The organism is Streptomyces sp. SAS_270, from assembly GCF_052543295.1.
The window spans coordinates 39,661-57,922 of sequence record NZ_JBMNDS010000007.1; the positions used below are offsets into that span (position 1 = coordinate 39,661).

General features: G+C 69.4%; 16 protein-coding genes. 5 read left to right on the forward strand and 11 right to left on the reverse strand.

Translation table 11 applies throughout. The features are described 5' to 3' along the window. Positions 1-100: 100 nt before the first annotated feature. Positions 101-1,372: a helix-turn-helix domain-containing protein gene (locus ACN6LB_RS06960; RefSeq protein WP_445025003.1), complete on the reverse strand. Its 1,272-nt coding sequence runs from the start codon at positions 1,370-1,372 to the stop codon at positions 101-103. Positions 1,373-1,749: 377 nt separating this feature from the next. Then, entirely contained in the window at positions 1,750-2,160 is a 411-nt protein-coding gene (locus tag ACN6LB_RS06965) for a hypothetical protein (protein ID WP_445025004.1), read from the reverse strand. Between the two features lie 318 nt (positions 2,161-2,478). Here ACN6LB_RS06965 and ACN6LB_RS06970 point away from each other — a divergent pair, with 318 nt between their 5' ends. After that, a complete protein-coding gene (locus ACN6LB_RS06970; protein WP_356141207.1) occupies positions 2,479-3,006 on the forward strand; it encodes a universal stress protein in 528 nt (175 codons plus the stop codon). 202 nt (positions 3,007-3,208) lie between these two features. After that, a complete protein-coding gene (locus ACN6LB_RS06975) occupies positions 3,209-3,772 on the forward strand; it encodes a GPR1/FUN34/YaaH family transporter (protein ID WP_356141205.1) in 564 nt (187 codons plus the stop codon). A gap of 125 nt (positions 3,773-3,897) precedes the next feature. Here the strand turns inward: ACN6LB_RS06975 and glmS are convergent, their stop codons facing one another. Together glmS and ACN6LB_RS06985 are read right to left on the reverse strand one after the other, a co-directional pair. After that, complete coding sequence (gene glmS, locus ACN6LB_RS06980; RefSeq protein WP_445025005.1) at positions 3,898-5,715, reverse strand: glutamine--fructose-6-phosphate transaminase (isomerizing); 1,818 nt, start codon at positions 5,713-5,715, stop codon at positions 3,898-3,900. Positions 5,716-5,728: 13 nt separating this feature from the next. After that, positions 5,729-5,986 carry a hypothetical protein gene (locus ACN6LB_RS06985; RefSeq protein WP_356141201.1) on the reverse strand — a complete coding sequence of 86 codons (258 nt, stop codon included), beginning with the start codon at positions 5,984-5,986 and terminating at the stop codon, positions 5,729-5,731. A gap of 164 nt (positions 5,987-6,150) precedes the next feature. Between ACN6LB_RS06985 and ACN6LB_RS06990 the strand changes: the two genes are divergently transcribed. Then, the gene (locus ACN6LB_RS06990) at positions 6,151-7,719 is read left to right on the forward strand and encodes a fibronectin type III domain-containing protein (RefSeq protein ID WP_445025101.1); all 1,569 of its coding nucleotides are present in this window, start codon (positions 6,151-6,153) and stop codon (positions 7,717-7,719) included. Between the two features lie 55 nt (positions 7,720-7,774). On the opposite strand, the gene ACN6LB_RS06995 is transcribed toward ACN6LB_RS06990, so the two are convergent. Further along, on the reverse strand, positions 7,775-8,683 hold the full coding sequence (locus ACN6LB_RS06995; protein ID WP_445025006.1) for a DUF4429 domain-containing protein: 909 nt from the start codon (positions 8,681-8,683) through the stop codon (positions 7,775-7,777). Positions 8,684-8,777: 94 nt separating this feature from the next. Here ACN6LB_RS06995 and ACN6LB_RS07000 point away from each other — a divergent pair, with 94 nt between their 5' ends. Next, positions 8,778-10,367, forward strand: a complete 1,590-nt coding sequence (locus ACN6LB_RS07000) for a family 20 glycosylhydrolase (RefSeq protein WP_445025007.1) — start codon at positions 8,778-8,780, stop codon at positions 10,365-10,367. Between the two features lie 65 nt (positions 10,368-10,432). Here the strand turns inward: ACN6LB_RS07000 and ACN6LB_RS07005 are convergent, their stop codons facing one another. From ACN6LB_RS07005 to ACN6LB_RS07030, 6 genes are all read right to left on the reverse strand, one after another. After that, positions 10,433-12,205: an IucA/IucC family protein gene (locus ACN6LB_RS07005; protein WP_445025008.1), complete on the reverse strand. Its 1,773-nt coding sequence runs from the start codon at positions 12,203-12,205 to the stop codon at positions 10,433-10,435. Beyond that, a complete protein-coding gene (locus ACN6LB_RS07010) occupies positions 12,202-12,750 on the reverse strand; it encodes a GNAT family N-acetyltransferase (RefSeq protein ID WP_445025009.1) in 549 nt (182 codons plus the stop codon). The genes ACN6LB_RS07005 and ACN6LB_RS07010 overlap by 4 nt, the downstream gene beginning before the upstream one ends. Next, complete coding sequence (locus ACN6LB_RS07015) at positions 12,747-14,021, reverse strand: lysine N(6)-hydroxylase/L-ornithine N(5)-oxygenase family protein (protein ID WP_445025010.1); 1,275 nt, start codon at positions 14,019-14,021, stop codon at positions 12,747-12,749. Before ACN6LB_RS07015 ends, ACN6LB_RS07010 begins: the two co-directional genes overlap by 4 nt. Beyond that, positions 14,005-15,447 (reverse strand): lysine decarboxylase DesA, encoded by a 1,443-nt coding sequence (desA, locus tag ACN6LB_RS07020; RefSeq protein WP_445025011.1) that lies wholly within the window; start codon positions 15,445-15,447, stop codon positions 14,005-14,007. The genes ACN6LB_RS07015 and desA overlap by 17 nt, the downstream gene beginning before the upstream one ends. Before the next feature lie 139 nt (positions 15,448-15,586). After that, positions 15,587-16,453, reverse strand: a complete 867-nt coding sequence (locus ACN6LB_RS07025; protein ID WP_445025012.1) for a siderophore-interacting protein — start codon at positions 16,451-16,453, stop codon at positions 15,587-15,589. A gap of 21 nt (positions 16,454-16,474) precedes the next feature. After that, positions 16,475-17,518: an ABC transporter substrate-binding protein gene (locus ACN6LB_RS07030; protein WP_445025013.1), complete on the reverse strand. Its 1,044-nt coding sequence runs from the start codon at positions 17,516-17,518 to the stop codon at positions 16,475-16,477. Positions 17,519-17,762: 244 nt separating this feature from the next. Here ACN6LB_RS07030 and ACN6LB_RS07035 point away from each other — a divergent pair, with 244 nt between their 5' ends. After that, positions 17,763-18,191: a hypothetical protein gene (locus tag ACN6LB_RS07035; RefSeq protein WP_356141182.1), complete on the forward strand. Its 429-nt coding sequence runs from the start codon at positions 17,763-17,765 to the stop codon at positions 18,189-18,191. Positions 18,192-18,262: the final 71 nt, after the last annotated feature.

An 18,262-nucleotide genomic window follows, 5' to 3' on the forward strand; every position in this document is an offset into this window, starting at 1 on the left:
GTGCGTCCGGGCGAGCACCCCGGCAGGGCGGACCGGGCCGGGCGGGGGGCCGAAGCCCACCCGCCCCACCCGTCGTCCTGCGCCTCCGTGGCTACGGCGGCTACGGCGCGCTGCGCTGCCCCGGCAGGCTCGGCCGGCCCGCCGCGTACAGGTGCTCCGAACGCTCCGAACGGTCTCCGCGCTCCGCGCCGGACCGGCCCGGGTCCGTCGACACGGAGGTGGACGGGCCCATCGCGCTCGCCGCCGCCGTGCGGCGGGTCTGCATCGGGACCGGGCCGGGGCCCTCGTGCGTGAGCACCGGTGGTGGCCCGGAGGCCCCCGCGGCGCCGTCCGCGTCCGACGGCTTGTCCGACTGCGGCCTGCGGGCGCGGTACGCCGCCCGGTACGCGGCCGGCGACGAGCCGAGCTGGCGGCGGAAGTGGCCGCGCAGGGCCACCGGGGAGCGGAAGCCGCAGCGGCCCGCCACCTCGTCCACCGAGTAGTCGGACGTCTCAAGGAGCCGCTGCGCTTGAAGCACCCTTTGCGTGATCAGCCACTGCAGGGGAGCGCTCCCGGTGAGCGACCGGAACCGGCGGTCGAACGTCCGACGGCTCATGTACGCACGCGCGGCGAGCGTCTCCACGTCGAACTGCTCGTGGAGGTGCTCCAGCGCCCAGGCGACGACCTCCGCGAGCGGGTCGGCGCCGATCTCCTCCGGTAAAGACCTGTCGAGGTAGCGCTCCTGGCCGCCACTGCGGCGCGGGGGGACCACCAGCCTGCGGGCCAGTGCGCCCGCCGCCTCGTTTCCGTGGTCCGTGCGCACGATGTGCAGGCACAGATCGATTCCGGCCGCCGTGCCCGCCGAGGTGAGGACGTCACCGTCGTCGACGAACAGTTCGCGCGGATCGACGTGCACCGACGGATAGCGCTTGGCCAGCGTCGGTGCGTACATCCAGTGTGTGGTCGCGGGTCGGCCGTCCAGCAGGCCCGCCGCGGCGAGGACGAAGGCGCCGGTGCACAGCCCGACTATGCGGGCGCCCTCCTCGTGTGCGCGGCGCAGCGCGTCGAGCGCTTCCTCCGGTGGCGGCGAGGTGATCGACCGCCAGGCGGGCACGACCACCGTGCCTGCCCGCGAGATCGCCTCCAGGCCATGTGGCGCGGTGAGTTCGAGGCCCCCTGTGGTCCGCAGCGGGCCTTCCTCGCCTGCGGACACCAGCAGTCGGTAGCGCGGCACGCCGGCGTCCTGGCGGTCAATCCCGAACACCGACAGTGGTATGGAACTCTCGAAGATGGGGCCGCCGCTGAACAGCAGCACCGCGACGATCTCCTTGCGGCGTCGCCCGGAAAGTTTCCGGGCCGCGGCTTCCGGCGCGGCAGTGGAGTCGTGGCTCATACTGCTAAGCCCCCCTCGGTGGTCGCGGCTCCTCGGTTGTGTCGCTCCTGCACGTTTCCCCTCGGTCCTGCACGAGTCCCCCGCCGTAAGACAGCATGATCGAATCTACTGTGTCCCGTGGTGCCGGCGTGACCAGTTCGCCACACGGCACATTGTCGACATGGCAACTTGGCGTGAAGCATTCGATCACGAAGCGTTGCACTCGTGGGCCGTGCAGGGAAGTGCGCCTCGTGTCAGTGGCCAATCCACATAGGGTGTGCGCGCCCGCCGAGGTCCTTACAGTGCAGGTCGAACGCGGGTTGCGGGGTCGTTCGACCAAGAGATGCACGGTAGGCCGAAGTTGGCTGAAAAGAGTCGGGGGCGTGCGCGCAAACCGGTCAGTCGACCGGCTTGTTTCCCCCAGAATGACGCCCGCCTCTGTGGGCTCCCGCGCCACTCCTGCCGTGCCGTCCGCGATGGGGGGAGTGCTCCTCGGCCAGCAGCTGCGCCGCGCCCCGCTCGGACTGTCGCAGCAGTACCCGGCAGGCTCCGGTCACGGCCGCCAGGCCCAGTGCCGTACCGGCCGCCCCGGCGAGCGAGGTGCCGTACCAGACGAGGACCACCGGGACCAGGACGCAGCTGAAGGCCGCCCAGCGCACCACGTCGCTCGCCGTGTCCGGCGCGGCGGGCGCCGTCGGATGCCCGGGGGGCCCGGGGTTGCCGGGGTTGCCGGGGTGTCCTCCGCCGGAGTGCGGTCCGCGGGAGTGGTGGGTCTCGGGTCGGTGGGTCACGGTCTCGGGTCCGGGCATGGTGGGCTCCCTGGTGCTCCTCACGGCGATGGCTCATCCCCTTCAACGCGTGTTCGACCGGCCGGTCACTGCCCGGTGGCCCCGCACCGCAAGGGATCCCGGGTGAAGCCTGCGCAAACCACCTGTACGGGGCAGCAACCATTGCGTTACGGGCGCCTCTCATGCATGCTCCGGGGAACGCCGCACAAGGCGCGCGGGATCTGGGCAGAGGAGGCGTGCCGCCGTACCCTTGGGGGTATGGGGTTGGGAAGATGATTCCCGGACACTGCTCTGCCGCACCTTGCCGTCCCACCAGAGGATCCAAACGCCGAGATACCCATGGCCGGTCACGAATTCCACGATCCCGCGAACCGCAAGCGCCCGCTCGCCGATCACACGGCGCCCGAGGCCCTGCCGGCGGAAGAACTCCGCCAGTCCTGCGATCCCGCCTTCAAGCACGGCGTCGTCGTCGGTTTCGACGGTTCGACGTCCAGTGAGCGTGCCCTCGCGTACGCGATCGGCATGGCCCATCGCTCCGGCTCGGGCCTGATCATCGTGCACGTCGCCAACCGGCTGCCCACCACGGTGTGGGCGGGCTGCGAGCCCCCGGTCTTCGTCGACGTACCCGACCATCGCACCGAGGTGCTCGGCCTCGAACTCGCCTGCGCGGAGTATCTCGCCGAGGTGCCGTGGATTCTCGTCGAGCGCGGCGGGGACATCTGCCACGAACTCGAAGAGGTGGGGCGGGAGTACGAGGCGGACGCGATCGTCGTGGGCTCCACGCACGGCATCGTCGGACGCATCTTCGGCTCGGTCGCCGGGCGGCTCGCCAAGCGCGCCAAGCGCCCGGTGATCGTCATCCCCTGACCCGCGCCTGCGTCGACCGACGCGCGCGGGCATCCGGCGTTGTCATTCCGTAACCCCCCGTTGTCCCAGGTGAGATGAGCCGTGGGCAGGGGCAACTCCCTTTGGCGCAGCATAAATCTACTCGCGCGTAGGGAGTGTTTGTGCGCTTGTGAAGGGCATATAGGGATCACGCACAAGCGCACAAGCACGAAGGGAGCCCGCCGTGGACAATGACGTCTCCGCGGGAAGCACCACCACGATCGTCGGCCGACTCGCGCTCGGAATCACCCTGTTGGCCTTCGGCCTCGGGTACACCGACATGATCGACGGCGTGACGGCGGCGGACGCCGTATCACTGGCCCACTACGTAGGCGGCGTCGCACTGTTCGTCGCCGGCCTGCTCGCCTTCCGCGACCGCGACACGGCCACCGGTACGGCCTTCTCGGCGCTCGGCGCCCTGTGGTTCACCTGGGCGGTCTCCGCCGGAAACCAGATCTCCGACAACGCGGCGGGACTCTTCCTGCTGCTGTTCGCCCTCGTGGCGCTCTCGCTCACGCTCGCCGGCGGCGACCTGCTCGGCCAGGGCACCTACGGTCTGCTCTTCGTCTCGCTGCTGCTCCTCGCCATCGGGCGCTTCGCGGACAACGACGGCCTGGCGAAGGTCGGCGGCTGGTTCGCCGTGGCGGCCGGCGCGGTGGCCTGGTACGCGGCGACGGCGGCCCTGGCCCACTGGCCCACGGCCCTTCCGCGACGCGCCGCCGGCCGGGGGGTGACGGCCACCGGCTGAGGCAGGCGCGGGCCGAGGTAATGGGCGACCCCGGCCCTGAAAAGAACGATCCCCTGCGCGCGGGTGGCACACGCAGGGGATCGTTCACGTGCGGGTGAGGGCAACTGCTCCCCGTACGGCCGGACTTACTCCACTGTCACCGACTTCGCGAGGTTGCGGGGCTTGTCGATGTCCCGGCCCAGGGCCAACGCCGTGTGGTAGGCGAGGAGTTGGAGCGGGATGCCCATGAGGATCGGGTCGAGCTCGTCCTCGTTCTTCGGGACGACGATGGTCTGGTCGGCCTTCTCCTGCTCCTGGTGCGCGACGGCGAGGATCCGGCCGCTGCGGGCCTTGATCTCCTCCAGGGCCGCGCGGTTCTTCTCCAGCAGGTCGTCGTCCGGGACGATGGCGACGGTCGGCAGGGCGGGCTCGATGAGGGCCAGCGGGCCGTGCTTCAGCTCGGAGGCCGGGTAGGCCTCGGCGTGGATGTACGAGACCTCCTTCAGCTTCAGGGAGGCCTCACGGGCCACCGGGTAGCCCCGGACGCGGCCGATGAAGAGCATCGAGCGGGCCTCGGCGTACTGCGCGGCCAGCTTCTTGATCTCCTCCTCCTGCTCCAGGATCTCGGTGATCTGCGCGGGCAGCCGGCGCAGGCCCTCGATGATCCGCTTGCCGTCGCGCACCGACAGGTCGCGGGTGCGGCCCAGGTGCAGCGCGAGCAGCGCGAAGGCGACCGTGGTGTTGGTGAAGCACTTGGTGGAGACGACGCAGACCTCGGGGCCGGCGTGCACGTACATGCCGCCGTCCGCCTCGCGGGCGATCGCCGAGCCGACGACGTTCACCACGCCGAGCACCCGCGCGCCCTTGCGCTTCAGCTCCTGGACGGCCGCGAGGACGTCGTAGGTCTCACCGGACTGGGACACCGCGACGTACAGCGTGTCGGGGTCGACCACGGCGTTGCGGTAGCGGAACTCGGAGGCCGGCTCGGCGTCCGCGGGGATGCGGGCCAGCTCCTCGATCATCTGGGCGCCGATCATGCCCGCGTGGTACGAGGTGCCGCAGCCGAGGATCTTCACGCGGCGGATCTGGCGCGCCTCGCGGGCGTCCAGGTTCAGGCCGCCCAGGTGGACCGTCGAGAACCGGTCGTCGATGCGGCCGCGCAGCACGCGGTCCACGGCGTCGGCCTGCTCGTGGATCTCCTTGTGCATGTACGTGTCGTGGCCGCCCATGTCGTAGGAGGCCGCCTCCCACTCCACGGTGGTCGGCTCGGACGTCGTCCGGGTGCCCTCGGTGGTGTACGTACGGAAGTCGTCGGCCTTGAGGGTGGCCATCTCGCCGTCGTCGAGAGTCACTATCTGCCGCGTGTGGGTGACCAGGGCGGCGATGTCCGAGGCGACGAACATCTCCTTCTCGCCGATGCCCAGGACGACCGGGGAGCCGTTTCGCGCCACCACGATGCGGTCGGGGAAGTCCGCGTGCAGGACCGCGATGCCGTAGGTGCCCTCGATGACGCGCAGCGCCTCGCGGACCTTGTCCTCCAGCTTCTCCTGCTGGGAGCGGGCGATGAGGTGGGTGAGGACCTCGGTGTCCGTCTCGGAGAGGAACTCGATGCCGTCCGCTTCGAGCTTCTTGCGCAGGTCGGAGGCGTTGTCGATGATGCCGTTGTGGACGACGGCGACCTTCTGGTCGGTCGACATGTGAGGGTGCGCGTTCACGTCGGACGGGGCGCCGTGGGTGGCCCAGCGGGTGTGGGCGATGCCGGTGGTGCCCTTGAAGCGCGCGGGGACCTTGGCCTCCAGGTCGCGGACCCGGCCCTTGGCCTTGACCATCTTCAGACCGGCCGACTTCGGGGTCGTGACGACGATGCCCGCGGAGTCGTAGCCGCGGTACTCCAGCCGCTGCAGTCCTTCGAGCAGCAGCGGCGCCACGTCACGCCTGCCGATGTATCCGACGATTCCGCACATATAGATGTATTCCTCAGCCGTAGACCATGCGGCGCAGCTGCCTGAGCGTGAGCTCCGGCGGCGCGACCGCGCGATATTTCAGGTCCGCCTCGATCCGTTCGAAGATCGTCGCGTTCACCAGGCCCTGGCCCTGGAGCTCGCGATGGCGGCGACGGACGTACTCCTCGGTCGTCTCGTCGAAGTAGGCGAGCACGTCCTGGATCACCCGCAGCGCCTCGCCCCGATTGAGGGCCGTGGACCGCGTCAGATGATCAACCAGTTCGTCGTGCACCCGTTGATCCTGGGGTACCGAAGCCTGATTCGCAAGAAACCTGCCCGATATCGGGCAGGTGACTGTTGAATCTCTTATGGGGGCCTGTTTGACAGCTGTCCATCCTGTGTCTTGCGCCGTGTCGTCTGCGCGGAGGAACTTTTCCAGCCATGGACATACCTCGTATGGGAGTACCGGACGAGCTCGCCGAGCGCATGGGCATGGCCGAGCAGCACGAGTACCTGCGGTCGAGATTCTCGCGACGCAACATGATCAGAGGCGGCGCCGTCACGGTGGGCGCCGTCGTCGGCGGCACCTTCGTACCGGGCGCCACCGCACAGGCCGCCGTTCCGACGCAGCGCACGGCCGCGAGCCCCGAGAAGGTCGACGGCGCGCTCGTCGCCCCCTTCGGCCGCCACCTCGCCTACGGCAACGACCCGCGCACGGAGATGACGGTCTCCTGGCAGGTCCCGGTCGCCGTCAAGAAGCCGTACATCCGCATCGGCGCCCACCCCTGGGACCTCTCCCGCAAGATCGAGGCCGAGGTCCGCACCCTCTACACCCCGGCCGGCGTCGGTGCGAGCGGCGACCACACGCAGTACTACCTGCACGCCGAGCTCACCCACCTGCGCCCCGGCAGGACGTACTACTACGGCGTCGGCCACCAGGGCTTCGACCCGGCCGAGGCGCACCTGCTGGGCACCCTGGGCACCTTCACCACCGCCCCCGCCCACAAGGCGCCGTTCACCTTCACGGCCTTCGGCGACCAGGGCGTCAGCTACCACGCCCTGGCCAACGACAGCCTGATCCTGGGCCAGAACCCCAGCTTCCACCTGCACGCCGGCGACATCGCCTACGGCGACCCGGCCGGCCAGGGCAAGAGCACCGACACCGGCTTCGACTCGCGCACCTGGGACCAGTTCCTGTACCAGACCGAGTCGGTCGCCAAGCAGATCCCGTGGATGGTCTCGTACGGCAACCACGACATGGAGGCCTGGTACTCGCCCAACGGCTACGGCGGCGAGGAAGCCCGCTGGAACCTCCCGGACAACGGCCCGGACGCGAAGAACCTGCCGGGCGTCTACTCCTTCGTCTACGGCAACACGGCGATCATCTCGCTGGACCCCAACGACATCTCCTTCGAGATCCCGGCCAACCTCGGTATCTCCGGCGGCACCCAGACCACGTGGTTCGAGGGCCAGCTGAAGAAGTTCCGGGCCGCGAAGGACATCGACTTCGTCATCGTGTTCTTCCACCACTGCGCGTACTGCACCTCCACCGCGCACGCCTCGGAGGGGGGCGTGCGCCAGGAGTGGGTGCCGCTGTTCGACAAGTACCAGGTCGACCTGGTCATCAACGGCCACAACCACCAGTACGAGCGCACCGACGTCATCAAGGGCAACGCGGTCACCAAGAAGCTCCCGATCGGCGGCACCGCCTACCCCGAGACCGAGGGCGTCGTGTACGTGACGGCCGGTGCGGCGGGCCGCAGTCTGTACGCCTTCACCGCCCCGGACTCCTACGAGGGACACGAGAACGAGGTCGACTCCGTGTCCTCGTTCATCTGCCTCAAGGACGGCGCCAAGCAGAACGAGACCGTCACCTGGTCCCGGGTGCGCTACCTCAACTACTCCTTCCTGCGCGTGGACGTCACGCCCGCCTCGAAGGGCCGCTACACCACGCTGAAGGTCCAGGGCATCGCCGAGACCGGTGACCGGATCGACCACTTCACGGTGGCGCGCCGGGCGAAGTGACCGCGGGTGTGCCCCGAAGGCAGGGCACACGGTCTCCACGTCACGCAGGCGGTTCTCACATGCGTTTGAGGACCGCCTGCTTGGCGAGCGTGAACTCCTCGTCCGTCAGGACACCCGAGCTGCGCAGCTCACCGAGCTCGCGCAGCCGGCGCAGCAGCGCGTCGTGGTCGTCCTCGGCGGGCGCGGGCTGCTGTGCGGGCACGAGCGCCTTCTCCCGGCGTACGCCGGCGGGCAGGTCCGGGCGTACGTCGTCCGCGGGCCGCGCCGCCGGATGGGGGAGCCGGGCCTGCACCGCGGCGGCGACCAGCGCCATCAGCGGGTCCTTCTTGAAGCCCCACAGCTCCACGGAGTTGGGGTCGTACTTCGGCGGCGCCTTGGTCTCCGCGCCGCGCACGGTGAAGCGCAGGTACCCGTTCTCCAGGCCGGCCGCGGGATGCCACTCGACGCCGGTGACGTCGGTGAGGGCCAGCGAACGGGCCCCGGCGGCGGCCTTGGCGTCCTCCGTCTTCCAGTTCCACTCCAGCCGCACATGCTCCCCGTCGAAGCTCGCCGTGCCGTCCCCGGCGGAGGCGGCCAGCGGCACGGAGGGGCCGGGCAGCAGATACGCGTCGACGGGATCGGCCGGCACCTGGTCGAGCAGCAGCGCGCCCCGGACCTCGTCCACGAAGTACTCGGCCACGCCGTAGCGTTCGGCCTCGACGGTCAGCTGGTAGGGATCGTGGGGCTCCGCGAGCTTGCCGCCGGTCGCCTGGAGCAGCGGGTCGGCGCCGTCGCGCAGCCGTAGTCTCAGCCGCCCCGACTTCTTGCCCTGCTCGAAGGAGACGCCCGCCAACGCGCCGAGCGGGACGGTCAGTTCACCCAGGGTCTTGCGGAGCAGGCTCACGTTCTTGTCGCGCCCGGGAGTGAGCCGCAGGGCGTCCCCGTCGAAGGCCCACGTTCCGTCCTTCTGGATGATTTCCGCCATGACGGGGATTGTTCCACCCGCGGTACGGGAGAGTGGTCTATACCCATCGGGGCGTCAGTCAGGGAGGCCCCAGGGGTACTTGAAGGGAGCGCATGTGAGACAGCACCACAGAACGCCCCGTCTTCTCGGCACGCTGCTGCTCGTGGCGGCCGCCGGTCTCTCCGTCGTCGGCGCGGCCCCCGCCGCCCCGGCCCGGAGCGCCACCCCGTTCGGGCAGGTCGTCCCGGCCCCCGCCTCGGTCGACGCGGGCGGGTCCCCGTACCGGATCACCGGCGGGACGCACATCCGGGTGGACGGCTCGCCCGAGGCCCGCCGGGTCGGCGAGTACCTCGCGGACATCCTGCGGCCCTCCACCGGCTACCGGATTCCGGTCACCTCGCGCGGCGACGGAGGCATCCGGCTCCGGCTGGGCGGCGGTGCCCTGGGCGCCGAGGGCTACCGCCTCGACAGCGGCAGGTCCGGCGTGACGATCACGGCCCGCGAGAGTGCCGGCCTCTTCCACGGCGTGCAGACCCTGCGGCAGCTGCTGCCGGCCGCGGTCGAGCGGAAGTCGGTGCAGCCCGGCCCCTGGACGGTCGCGGGCGGCACCATCAAGGACAGCCCGCGCTACGGCTACCGGGGCGCGATGCTCGACGTCTCCCGTCACTTCTTCACCGTCGGCCAAGTGAAGCGCTACATCGACGAGTTGGCGCTCTACAAGGTCAACAAGCTGCATCTGCACCTCTCCGACGACCAGGGCTGGCGCATCGCGATCGCCTCCTGGCCGCGGCTGGCCACCCACGGCGGTTCCACGCAGGTCGGCGGCGGACCGGGCGGCTTCTACACGAAGGCCGACTACAAGGAGATCGTCCGGTACGCGGCCTCGCGCTATCTGGAGGTCGTCCCGGAGATCGACATGCCGGGCCACACCAACGCGGCGCTCTCCTCGTACGCACAGCTGAACTGCGACGGGATCGCGCCGCCGCTCTACACCGGCACCGACGTCGGCTTCAGCTCGCTGTGCGTGAACAAGGCGGTCACGTACGACTTCGTGGACGACGTGATCCGCGAACTGGCCGCGATCACCCCGGGCCGCTACCTCCACATCGGAGGGGACGAGGCGCACTCCACGAGCCACGCCGACTACGTGAAGTTCATGGACCGGGTGCAGCCCGTCGTCGCCAAGTACGGCAAGACGGTGATGGGTTGGCACCAGCTGACCGGGGCCACTCCGGTGAAGGGGGCGATCGCGCAGTACTGGGGGCTCGACGACACCAGTGCCGAGGAGAAGGCGCAGGTCGCGAAGGCCGCGCAGAACGGGACGGGGCTCGTGCTGTCGCCCGCGGACCGGCTCTACCTCGACATGAAGTACACCGCGGACACGCCGCTCGGGCAGGACTGGGCCGGGCTGGTGGAGGTGCGGCGGTCCTACGACTGGGATCCCGGCAACTACCTTCCCGGTGCCCCCAGTTCGGCCATCAGGGGTGTCGAGGCGCCGCTGTGGACCGAGACGATCCTGAACTCCGCCCACATCGACTACATGGCGTTCCCGCGGCTGCCGGGCGCCGCCGAACTCGGCTGGTCGCCCGCGTCGACGCATGACTGGGACACCTACAAGGTGCGGCTCGCGGCGCAGGGCCCGCGGTGGGACGCGCTGGGCATCGGCTACTACAGGTCGCCGCAGGTCCCCTGGCCCGCGGGCTAGTCACGGCAACGAACAGGCGGGGCTCAGGAGGACCGTCTCCTGAGCCCCACCCGGTCTCCTGCCCTTCAGAGCCCCGCGATCGGGTTCTTCAGGCTGCCGACGAGCTGGAGCGCGCCGGAGGGGTCGGCGAGGTCCACCATCTGCCTGTTGTTGCGCAGCTGCAGCCGGTTGAGGCAGGACAGCGCGAACTCCGGGGCGAACATGTCGTACTGCCGGAACTTGTCGGCGAGTTCGGGCGTCGACTCCTGGTACGCGTGCACGCACTCGGCGACCGTCCGCCAGAAGTCGTCCTCGCCGAGGATGCCCTCGGTGGCCAGGTTCGCGGCGAGGAAGCGGAAGAAGCAGTCGAAGACGTCCGTGAAGAGGGACAGGAGCTTCTTGTCCTCGGGCACCTCGACGCGGATCCGCTCGACCGCGGGCGGCAGTACCGCGTCCACGTCCATGACGGCGATCTCCTCGGCGATGTCCTTGTAGATCGCGCGCTGTACGGCGCCGTCCTTCAGGACGAGGATGACGTTCTCGCCGTGCGGCATGTAGACCAGGTCGTAGGCGTAGAAGCTGTGCAGCAGCGGGGTGAGGTAGGCGCGCAGATAGCGGCGCAGCCACTGCACCGGCGTCAGCCCCGACCGCTCGATCAGCGCGCCCGCGAACGAGGCACCTTCGTGGTCGACATGGACGAGGGAGGCCATGGTCGCCAGGCTCTCGCCCTCCTGGAGCGAGGGGACCGGGCTCTCGCGCCACAGGGCGGCGAGCATTTTGCGGTACGGAGAGTAGCGGTCGGTGGCGGCCTCGTACTCCAGGTGGCGGTAGCCCACGGCGGCGCGCTCGCGGATGATCGACAGGCCGGTCGACTTCAACACCGGGTCGTTCTCGACCAGTTGGGCCAGCCAGTCGTTGATCGCCGGGGTCGCCTCCATGTACGCGGCGGAAAGTCCGCGCATGAAGCCCATGTTGAGGACGGACAGTGCCGTCTTCACGTAGTGCTTCTCCGGGGCGCTCTTGTTGAAGAAGGTCCGGATCGACTGCTGGGCCAGGTACTCGTCGTCGCCCTCGCCGAGGCAGACGAGATGCCGCTGGGCGACCTCGGCCGCGAAGGTCACGGAGAGTTTGTTCCACCACTGCCAGGGGTGGACGGGTATGAGGAGGTAGTCGTCGGGGTCCAGGCCCTGGTCGCGCAACGTGCCGGCGAAGCGGTTCAGCGTCGCCTCGCCCAGTTCCTCCCGCAGGAACGACTCGTACTCGATGCCCACACCCGCCGTGAAGGCGGCCCGCGAGCGGTGCGCGGCCAGCCACACCAGGCGGAGGGGGCTCGCCGTCTCGGGGGCGTACGAGAGGTACTCGTGCACACCGAAGCCGAGGCGGCCGTTGTTGGCGACGAAGCAGGGGTGGCCCTCGGTCATGCCGGTCTCGATGGCCTGGAAGTCCGATCGGACCAGCTCGCCGACCGGGATCTGCGGCTTGGTGAGCTTGAAGCAGGTGCCCGAGAGGGTGGAGGAGATCTCCTCCAGGTAGACGGGCAGCACCTCGTCGCTCAGGCCGAGCGACTTCTTCAGCTCGATGAGGAAGTCCAGTGCGGCGAGGGGGAGTTCGGCGCCGTCGCGGTGGCGGGTGATCGACTCGGCGTCGACCTGCCAGTGGTCGAGGGAGCGGACGGTCGCGGTGAAGCGGTAGCGGGTGAGCCCGTCGTCGCTGCGTACGACGTACTGGTCGTCCCCGGTCGCCTCCGGCGTGATCAGCCGCTCGTGCGCGAACTCGGCGAGCGCCTTGCGGACGAGAAGACGGTTGGCCCGCTCCCAGCGCTCGGGGGAGAGGTGGGCCACGGCGTCGGCGAGGGTCATGCGGCCACCGCCTTCGCGAACTGCTCCCGCGTGCAGAAGCTCAGCAGGGCCTGCTTCTCCGGCTTGCGGATCTCCCGCTCGGGCACGAACCCGACCGCTTCGTTGAGGGCGTGCACGGCCTTGTTGCCCACGTCGGGCTCGACCACGACACGGGAGGTCGCCGGGTCCTCGAACAGGTGGGCCATCACGGCGGTGATCACGGCCCTGGTGAAACCGTGCACGGGCGTGTCCGTGGGCGCGACCAGGAAGTGCATGCCGACGTCGCCGGGCTCGGGCTCGTAGAGGCCGACCAGTTCGCGGTGCGCCGGATCGTACTTCTCCATCAGGAAGGCCGGTTCGCCCTCGTGCAGTCCCAGGAGCGCGTGGTGGTGCTCGTCGGCCGCGATCTCCATGTACGCGCGCTCGACGTCCTCCAGCCTGGCGTCCTGCATCATCCAGAACGCGGCCTTGGGGTGCGTCACCCAGCCGTGCAGCAGCTCGGCGTCCTTGAAGGGGTCGAGGGGCCGGACCGTGAGGGCGGCTGTCCTGGCGTCGGTGGTGCTCATACGGCGAACTCCTGGAACGCGATGGTCTTCTCGACGGGGTAGTACTCGGTGCCGAGCAGCTCGCGGATGATGTACGCGTTGCGGTACGCGCCCATGCCGAGGTCCGGCGATGTGATCGAGTGGGTGTGCACGCCGGCGTTCTGCAGGAAGATCCCGCGGCCCGTGGTGTCGACGGCGTAGTTGCGGGCCACGTCGAAGTTGCCCCGCGCGTCGTAGCGGAGCCGGTCGCGCACCGGCTTCAGGAACTCCGGCTCGGCGTACTTGTAGCCGGTGGCGAGGATCAGGCCCTCGGAGCGCAGCTCGTAGTCCTTCTCCTGCTCCTCCTGGCGCAGGGCCAGGGTGTACGCGCCGTTCTCGTAGGTCGCGCCGGACAGTGCGGAGTTGGTGAGCAGGCGGGTGGGGACCGGGCCGCCGATGTTCTTCTGGTAGAGCAGGTCGAAGATCGCGTTGATCAGCTCGCCGTCGATGCCCTTGAACAGGCCCTTCTGCTCGGTCTGCAGGCGGTAGCGGGTCCTTTCCGGCAGCGCGTGGAAGTAGTCGATGTACTCCGGGGAGGTCATCTCCAGCGTGAGCTTGGTGTACTCGAGCGGGAAGAAGCGCGGGGAGCGGGTGACCCAGTTCAGCCGGTAGCCGTGGACGTCGATCTCGCTGAGCAGGTCGTAGTAGATCTCGGCGGCCGACTGCCCGCTGCCGACCAGCGTGATCGACTCCTTGGCCTGCAACTCCGCTTTGTGCTGCATGTACCGGGAGTTGTGGATGAAGTCGCCGCCGAGACCCGCGCAGGCCTCGGGGATGTGCGCAGGCGTGCCCGTGCCGAGGACCAGGTGGCGGGCGCGGTAGGTGTCACCGGCCTGCGTCCGTACGACGTACACCCCGTCGTCGTAAGTGACCTCGTGCACCGTGGTGTTGAAGCGGATGCTGCTCAGCTGCGACGCGGCCCAGCGGCAGTAGTCGTCGTACTCGACGCGGAGCGGGTAGAAGTTCTCGCGGATGTAGAACGCGTACAGCCGGCCCGATTCCTTGAGGTAGTTGAGGAAGGAGTACGGGGAGGTCGGGTCGGCGAGGGTCACCAGGTCCGACATGAAGGGGGTCTGGAGGTGGGCGCCCTCCAGGAACATTCCGGAGTGCCACTCGAAGTCGGGCTTGGATTCCAGGAAGACGCCGTCGAGTTCGACGATCGGCTCGGTGAGACAGGCGAGGCCGAGGTTGAAGGGGCCGAGCCCGATCCCGACGAAGTCGTGCACGCGGGTGGGTTCAGGAAGCGCGGTCAAGGGACTCTCCCAGGTACTGCTCGGCGTGGCCGGCGATCAGATCGAGTACGGCGGTGATGTCGTCCGTCGTGGTCTCGGGGTTGAGCAGGGTGAACTTCAGGTAGTGGCGGCCGCCGACCTTGGTGCCCGCGACGACCGCGTCACCGGAGGCGAACAGGGCCTTGCGGGCGTACAGGTTGGCCCGGTCGATCTCCGCGGGGTCGGTGACGGCGGCGGGGATGTAGCGGAAGACGAGGGTGGACAGGGAGGGCTGAACGACGACGTCGTAGCGCGGGTCGGCGGCCAGCAGCCGCCAGCCGTCGGCCGCCAACTCGCAGACCTCGTCGAACAGTTCGCCGATGCCGTCGGCGCCCATCACGCGCAGCGTCATCCACAGCTTGAGGGCGTCGAAGCGGCGGGTGGTCTGCAGGGACTTGTCGACCTGGTTGGGGATGCGCTCCTGGACCATGCGGCGCGGGTTCAGGTACTCGGCGTGGTAGGTCGCGTGCCGCAGCGTGGAGGCGTCCCGTACCAGTACGGCGGACGAACTCACGGGCTGGAAGAAGGACTTGTGGTAGTCGACGGTGACCGAGTCGGCGCGCTCGATGCCGTCGATGCGGTCCCGGTGCTTCAGCGAGGTGAGCAGTCCGCAGCCGTAGGCCGCGTCGACGTGCATCCAGGTGCCGAACTGGGCGCACAGTTCGGCGATTTCGGGCAGGGGGTCGATGGAGCCGAAGTCGGTGGTGCCGGCGGTGGCGACGACGGCCATGGGGATGAGGCCGTCGCGCTTGCAGCGGTCCAGTGCGTGCGCGAGGGCGACGGTCTGCATCCGCTTCTCGTGGTCGACGGGGATCGTGACCACCGAATCGGCGCTCAGGCCGAGGAGTTTGGCGGACTTCTTCACGCTGAAGTGGCTGACCTCGGAGGCGAAGATCCGCAGGTCGGCGAAGGTCTCGGCCTTCGCCTCCTCGCGGGCCAGCAGCAGTGCCTGGAGGTTGGACTGCGAGCCGCCGCTGGTGAACACGCCGTCGGCGGCGGGGCCGAGGCCGATGCGCTCGTTGGTCCAGTCGATGAGCCTGCGCTCGATGAGGGTGCCGCCGGCCGACTGGTCCCAGGTGTCCAGGGAGGAGTTGACGGCGGACAGGACTGCCTCGCCGAGCACCGCCGGGATGACGACCGGGCAGTTGAGGTGGGCGAGGTAGCGCGGGTGGTGGAAGTAGACCGCGTCCCGGAGGTAGACCTCCTCCAGCTCGTCGAGGACCGCCGTGGTGTCGTGCAGCGGCTTGTCGAGGTCGATCCGCTCGATGCGGGGGGCGAGGGCGTCGACCGTGACACCGGTGAACGGACGGTCGGTGGTGGCGAGTTTGGCCGCCACCCGCTCGACTCCTTCGGTCACGGAGCGGCGGTAGTGCTCCGCGGTCGTGTCATTGAGCAGGTGCGAGCGCATGTGGGGGTCCTCCGGTGGGGACAGTCCGAGCGGGACGGGAGAGGGGAGAAGTTCCGCGGCTTCAACTTAGGTAAGCCTAACCTGACTTAATGTCCGCGAAACCCTGCCTCTCCCGTGACGGCCGTCACTCCGGGCGCAGTTACTCCTGCTCGCGCAGCTGCTCCTCCGTCAGCCCCTGCCGCCAGTAGCCCACGAAGGTGACCCGCCTGCGGTCGATCCCGCGCTCGCGCACGAGATGGCGCCGCAGCTCCTTCACGCAGGCCGACTCGCCCGCGATCCAGGCGTACGGCCGCTCGGCGGCGGGGAGAGGGGTGGCTCGCACGGTGTCGAGGGCCATGGGGGACCCCTCGACGTGGTGCTCGTCCCGTACGAGCCAGGTGATCTCGGCGTCGGCCGAGGTCACCAGATCCTGGATGTCCCCGGCGTCGTGGACCTCGAACCACGCCTGGACGCGGAGTCCCTCCGGCAGGGATTCGAGAATCGCCGAGGCGGCGGGCAGGGCGGTCCCGTCGGCCCAGACGACCACCAGATCGGTGTCCTCGGGCGGACGGAAGCGGATCGCGCGGTTGTCGGCGACGGCCGGGCCGAGCAGCAGGACGCGGTCACCGGCGGCGGCCCGGGAGGCCCACCGGGAGGCGGGGCCCGCCGGGGTGCCGGCACCGGGCTCGATGCCGTGCAGCACGAAGTCGATGTCGATCTCCGTGGTGCTGCCCTGGGCGTCGCGCCGGAGCGAGCGCAGCGTGTACGAGCGCATCACCGCCCGTACGTCGTCCGGGAGTTCGCGCCAGGCCTGCCACCAGCCGTCGCCGAGTTCGACCGGGACGGCGGGCTCGGACTGGCCCGGGTGCGGCAGGAAGAGGGACAGGCTCTGGTCGCGCCCGTCGGAGTGGAAGGCGTGCAGGTCGGGGCCCGTGAAGGTGACCCGGAGCAGAGACGGGCCGAGCCGCCTCGTCCCTGAGACCTGGAGGGAGAAGAAACGGAACGGGGCGGCTACGGCCGTCGTCATGAGTGCTCCTGGGTTTGCGGGTCAGCTGACCTTCTTCGCGTTCTCGATGGCCTCGGCGAGGTTGTCGAGCAGCGGGGTGCACTTGTCGTAGGACAGGATCGGCTCGGGGGAGCGCGCGATGACCTGGCCGGCCTTGACGGCGGGCAGCTTCTTCCAGGTCGCCTTGTCGATGTCGGCGGGCTGGATGGTCGAGGAACGGTCGTCCATCATGATGATGTCGGCCTTGTACTTGTCGACGTTCTCCCAGCTCAGGGACTCGAACCAGCCGCCCGTGGCCTTCTTGGCCGCCTCCGAGGGCTCGACGAAGTTCACGCCGAGCGACTTGAAGTACTCCAGGTCGATGGAGAGGTTCGAGCCGGAGACGTAGAAGAGTTCCGCGCTCGCCGAACCGGCCATCACCTTGATGTCGGGGTGGGCTTTGGCGGCCTTGCGCAGCCGGGCGGCGGCCGCCTCGAACTTCTTCTTCGCCTGGACGACCTTGTCGGCCTTCAGGTCCGCGCCGAGCGACCCGGCGAGCGCGTACATGCGCTCCAGCGGCTCGGTCAGCTGTCGGTCGAAGACGGAGACGGCGACGCTCGGGGCGAGCTTGGCGATCTTGTCCTTGGACGTCTCGGGGACGTACCAGAGGGTGCCCTTGGAGTCGAAGGTGGTGCTGAGGAGCACGTCGGGCGCGAGGGCGGCGTACTTCTCGACGTTGAACTGGTCCCACTGGTTGCCGAGGATCGTCACCTTGCTGATGTCCATGTCGCCGGCCTGGACATCGGCCTTGCCGTCCTTGGTCTTCGTCGGGCCGAACACGCCCTTGACCGAGACGCCGTAGTCGAAGAGCGCGGCGGCGACGCCGGTGAAGGCGACGATGTTCGCCGGGACCTTGTCCAGCTTCACCGTCCTGCCGCGGTCGTCCTTGAACGTCCAGGGACCGGACTTCGCGGCCGCCGTCGAGTCCGAGCCACCGCTTTTCGCGTCGTCGTCCCCGCAGGCGGCGAGCACGGCACCGAGGCCGAGGGCGCCGCCCGCGGCGAGAATGCCGCGACGGGTGAGGTGGGTGGCACGGGCGTTGGACATGAGTGTGACTGCTTTCGGCACGGGGCGAAACGCCCGCCGGACAAGTTCGAAGATAGGTTAGCCTAACCTCAGTTCTTGTCCAGGGGGCGGGGCGTCAGCCGGGTTCGGCTGCCCGAATCAGCCGCGTCTGCGTCACCACGTGCGCTTCCGGTTGTCAGTTGCCGATCTTCATTGCCGTCCCTACTGTTCCTGCAGCAACTCTCGAACAGCATGAGTTGATCGACCGCAGGGCCAGGGGTGGAACGTGGGTAGAAGCAAGCAGGGGCTCGCAGTGGCGGTCGCGGGGGCCGCACTTACCGTGGGAATGGCGGCCGCGCCGGCTTCCGCGACGTCGTACACGCTGTACTGCGACACCTCGTCGGCGTCGGGCGCCGGCACGATCAACGGCTGGTCCAGCGGTGCGACGAGCCTCGGCGTCATCCTGTCCGTGTACGACGCCAAGGCGGACGGCCACCACGTGGCCATCCGTCTGATCGCCAAGAACGACGGCGGCGGGGTGCTCACCCCCTGGCCGTGGCACCACAACTACGACGGGTACGACGAGAGTCTGACCTTGACCACGACGGCCGGCTACTCCCCGGGCATGTACGACGTCGGTATCGAGGTCGCCACCTTCGAGGGCGGCACCGAGCTGAACTACTGCAGGGACTGGCTGCGCTCCGACCAGACCTGACGGTCCGTCCGGCGGGCGCTGTGCGCCCGGCTGCTTTGGGGGGGGGGGGGGGGGGGGGGGGGGAGGGGGGG